General features: G+C 71.2%; 3 protein-coding genes and 1 pseudogene. 1 reads left to right on the top strand and 3 read right to left on the bottom strand.

Annotated features, from left to right (window positions below; genetic code table 11):
- Positions 1–200, top strand: a pseudogene (locus ABZE72_RS15940) (hypothetical protein); the annotation flags it as partial.
- Between the two features lie 597 nt (positions 201–797).
- On the opposite strand, the gene tsaE reads toward ABZE72_RS15940, so the two are convergent.
- The 3 genes from tsaE to alr form a co-directional block, all read right to left on the bottom strand.
- Positions 798–2201, bottom strand: coding sequence for a tRNA (adenosine(37)-N6)-threonylcarbamoyltransferase complex ATPase subunit type 1 TsaE (gene tsaE / locus ABZE72_RS15945; protein WP_372730020.1), 1404 nt, complete (start codon positions 2199–2201; stop codon positions 798–800).
- Positions 2198–3301 carry an alpha/beta fold hydrolase gene (locus ABZE72_RS15950; RefSeq protein ID WP_372730021.1) on the bottom strand — a complete coding sequence of 368 codons (1104 nt, stop codon included), beginning with the start codon at positions 3299–3301 and terminating at the stop codon, positions 2198–2200. The genes tsaE and ABZE72_RS15950 overlap by 4 nt, the downstream gene beginning before the upstream one ends.
- Positions 3298–4394, bottom strand: a 1097-nt coding sequence (alr, locus tag ABZE72_RS15955; protein WP_372730022.1) for an alanine racemase, incomplete at its 5' end; no start/stop codon positions are given. The genes alr and ABZE72_RS15950, both read right to left, overlap by 4 nt.

Genomic DNA, 4394 nt, shown 5'->3' on the forward strand with positions numbered 1-4394 from the left:
CCGCCTCCGACAACATTGCGCCGCTGTGCCGGCGCCATCACCGGCTGAAGACCCACGGCGGCTGGCGCTACACCCGCCTCGATCCGGGATCGTTCCTGTGGAACAGCCCGCACGGGTACGCCTACCTCCGCGATGCCACCGGCACCACCGACGTCACCCGCGACGTCAGCCGCGACGCCACCCGGGACCGACAACCCTGACCGCCCCACACCCCGCCGATCCACGATCCGCGGGGCACAGGCACGTCCGGTCAGGTCCGACGCAACCGGTCCTGGGTCAATGAAACAAGCAGCCGATGAGCGCGCGTCTTGTCTTCAGAGGGGGTCGGTGAAGGTGACCCGCTTGCCGGACGCTCGGGCGTAGGCGATCTCTCTCTTCGTTGACTCCCCGACGTAACCACCCGGGTTGACGATCAAGACCCGGTCTGCCAGGTCGATCTTGTGCAGGTGAAGCGCATCCAGGACGGCCTTCTGCTCCAGTGTGGGCGACTCGTCCGCTTCGCCGGGGGCGACGACAATGACCCAGTAAAGGTCAGTTCACGGTTCGCCGCGCGCATCTCGGCCGTGAACCTCGCCGACCCACAGATGCAGACGATTTCAGGACGATCTGTCACGACCCGACCTATGGCGACGCACTGATCTGCCGCGTTCCGCGCGCTCGCACGCATCCCCAGCGGAGGCCGCCTGCGGTGCCCCGGTCACCTCTGGCAGCACCGCGGCGAAGTCGGGTGGCCGGCCGCCAGGATGACGTTCGGCACGTACCCCCACAGTGCCGCACCCCTACTCGAGCGGGCCCCCTCAGTCCGAGGTGTCCTCGACCGCCAGCCGCGCCAGGTGAGCATCGATCGGCGAGAGGGACGCCAGGTCACTGGAAGGGTCCCAGAGCGCGCGGGCGTCGAACTCGTCGTTCGGCACGAAGTCGGGCAGCGACTCGAGCGTGGTCCGGAAGATCGCGACGTACTCGATCCGACGCTCGTGCCCGAGCTGCACGGTGCCCACGCCCACGAAGTCGACCTCGCCGGCCTCCACTCCGGCCTCGTCGTGGAACTCCCGGATCGCGGTCTCGCGCGCGGAGCCACCTTCGGGGATCTCGCCCCCGGGCAACTCCCACTCGCGCCGCCAGACGTTGTGCACCATCACCACGCCGCCGTCGTGCTCGGCGACCATCAGCGCCATCGGCATCGGGATGTAGGGGTCCAGCTCGTCCAGCTCCGCCTCGTCACACCGCCAGAAGTCGAGCAGCAGGTTCTCGTTCAGCTTCTCGGCCAGCGGCTCGCGCCGCGTCGAGGGAACCTCCATCTCGTACCAGCGCGGCCCGATCGGCGTCATCAGGACCCGTCGCGGGTCATGGTCCGGGTCGTCCTCCTCCTCGTCGGCCAGCGCGCGGATGATCCGCACCTCCAACCGCGACTCGGCCAACCCCTCGGCGACGCCCTCACCCCACTCGACGACGGTCACCGACTCGTCGAGCGCGGCGTCCAGATCCAGGTCGTCGAGCTCGTCGATCCCGCCCAGCCGGTAGGCGTCGACGTGCACCAACGACGGGCCCTCGATCAGCGACGGGTGCTCGCGGGCGATCACGAACGTCGGTGAGGTCACGTCGCCGCGCACCTGGAGCCCGGCGCCGATGCCCTGGGTGAACGTGGTCTTCCCGGCCCCGAGCTCACCGCTGAGCACGATCAAGTCGCCGGGGCTCAACTGCTCGGCCAACGACTCCCCCAGCCGGCGCATGGTGTCCGCGTCCGGGGCGTCGAAGAGGAAGGTCCGCAACGGCCGGCGCAGCTCCACGTTCGGCGAGGAGCGCCGGATCTCCCGGAACCCCTGCCGCTCCCAGAAGCGCCTGGTCTTCGGCAGCTCCTCGCGCGCCACCACGGTCAGGTCGTCGAAGCCGTGGGCGGCATCGACGGCAGCATCGATCAGCACCCGCGCGATCCCCAGGCCCTGGGCGGCCGGGGAGACCCCGAAGCGCCGCAGGTACATGGTGCTCTCCACCGGGTCGAGCACCAGCGCACCCACGTCGGCACCGTCGAGGCTGACCAGCAGTCCGCCACCGTGCCCCAGCAACTCCGCCATCGACTCGACCGTCTCGACGAGCGCCTCCGCCGGCGGGTCCAGGGGCGGTCGCACCTCGAACGCGGCGCGAACCACGGCGAGCATCCGGTGCGCCGACTCGGGGCCGACGCGGCGTACCTCGAGGCTCATCGCGACCCCACCGCCGTCGCCGCTGCGATCAGCTGGTCCAGCTCGGCATTGATCTGGTCGTGCCGCTCGATGATCGCCATGTGCCCCGCGTTCTCGCACTCCAACAGCGTCGAGCCGGGGATCAGCGAGTGCAGCTTGCGGCTGTGCCCGATCGAGGTGATCCGGTCCCCGGTGCCGCACATGATGGCCGTCGGCACGCTGCCCAGCGCCTGGACGACGTGGAACTTGTCCAAGCCCCGGAAGCTCGGGAAGAACTCGGCCACCACCTCGAACGACGTCGCCGACAGCATCGAGTCCACGAACTCGACGTACGACGCCGGCACCGCGTCGCCGAACGCGAACTTGTCGGTGGTGACCAGCGCGATCCCCTTGCCGATCCTCCGCATGCCGTCCACCGCCCGGTGCCCGCGCGCGAGCGTCGAGACGACCCGGTTGGTCACCTGCCCGCCCAACGAGAACGGCACCATCGGGAACAGGATCTTGCTCGGGTTGAGACCGCCGGCCGTGGTCGAGATCAGGGCCGTGCCGATCACGCGCTCCCCGAACAGCTCGGGGTAGTGCTCGGCGAAGGCGATGATCGTCATCCCGCCCATCGAGTGGCCGACCAGCACGATCGGCCCGTCCGGCACCACCTCGTCGAGGATCCGCTTCAGGTCGTGGGCCAGCTGGTCGATCGTCGCGTTGCCCAGCGAGGAGCGACCCGAGCGGCCGTGCGAGCGCTGGTCGTAGAAGACCGTGCGCACCAGCCCGCGGTACCCCGCGCGCTGGAAGTGCCAACAGTCGAGGTTCAGCGCGTAGCCGTGCACGAAGACCACCGTCGGAGCCGGCCCGGCCCCCTGCTTGCCCTTGCGCCGCCGCCCGGGGCGCTCGGAGGCCTGCTCGGACTCACCCGTGGCCTCGTCCACCTCGACGTGCAGCGGCACACCGTCGTCGGCCACCACCGTCAGCGGCGAGGAGCGCAGCGAGCCCAGCTCGATCTGGTCGCCGGCGCCACGCCGCGCGATGATCCGCTGACGCCGATAGACCTCCGCGGCCGCACCGACCGCGACGGCCCCCACCGCTCCCGCGGTGACGCCCATCAGTGTGCGAACCCGGCTCATCGAACGCCCTCCTCGGTGTCGACGTGGTGACGTGTCATCCGGCCACCGATCCGGGTCACGATCTCGTACGAGATCGTTCCGCAGACCTCTGCCCAGTCCTGCGCCGTGGGTTCCCCGGCGCGCCCCGGCCCGAAGAGCACGACCTCGTCCCCCGCCAGCGCCGGATCACCGGCGAGGTCGATCACGAACTGGTCCATGCAGACGCGGCCGCGGACCGGTCGCCGCTTGCCCCCGACCCACACCTCGGCGACGTTGCTGGCATGGCGCGGCACTCCGTCGCCGTACCCGACCGGCACCAGGCCGACGGTGGTGTCCTGCTCGGCGACCCAGGTGTGCCCGTACGAGACGCCCGCCCCGGTCGGCACCTGCTTGACCAGGGCCAGGGCTGCCCGAGCGGTCATCGCCGGCACCAGGCCGACGTCGGGCGTCTCCCCCGGCGCCGGGTCCAGCCCGTACGACGCGATCCCGCACCGCACCAGGTCGAAGCGCGAGGAGGGCCGCAGGATCGCTGCGGCGGAGTTGGCCAGGTGACGTACCTCAGGCTCCAGCCCGGCCTGCTCGGCCACCGCGAGCGCATCGCGGAAGACCTGCTCCTGGGCGTCGTTCGCCGGATGAGCGGGCTCGTCGGCGCACGCCAAGTGCGACCAGACGCCGGTGACCTTCCACCGGCCGGCCTCCTCGCCGGCCCGGGCAGCAGCCACCAACGCCGGCCAGTCGACCGGGGTCGCCCCGCCGCGCGTCAGCCCGGTGTCGACCTTGAGCTGGAGCCGGGCCGGGCGACCGGCGGCAGCCACCCCCACGGCGAGCTCCTCCAGCTGGGCCACCGAGTAGGCGGTGACGTCGATCCCGGCCTCGACCAGAGCACCGAACGCCTCCCCGGGGACACTCAGCCAGCACAGCAGCGGCCCGGTGTCCCCCGCCGCCCGCAGCGCCAACGCCTCGTCGGAGGTGGCCACCCCGAGCCAGTCAGCACCCGCGGCGCGTGCCGCTCGGGCGACCGGCACCAGGCCGTGGCCGTAGGCGTCCGCCTTCACCACCGTCATCATCCGGGCGCCGTCGCCGGAGACCAGCTCACGCAGCGCGCGCACGTTCG

This window comes from Nocardioides sp. (assembly GCF_041600255.1).
In the GTDB taxonomy this organism is placed as follows: domain Bacteria; phylum Actinomycetota; class Actinomycetes; order Propionibacteriales; family Nocardioidaceae; genus Nocardioides.

Bases quoted from the DNA above. Each gene is read 5' to 3' on its own strand.
- tsaE (WP_372730020.1), bottom strand. From the start codon at position 2,201: ATGAGCCTCGAGGTACGCCGCGTCGGCCCCGAGTCGGCGCACCGGATG.
- ABZE72_RS15950 (WP_372730021.1), bottom strand. From the start codon at position 3,301: ATGAGCCGGGTTCGCACACTGATGGGCGTCACCGCGGGAGCGGTGGGG.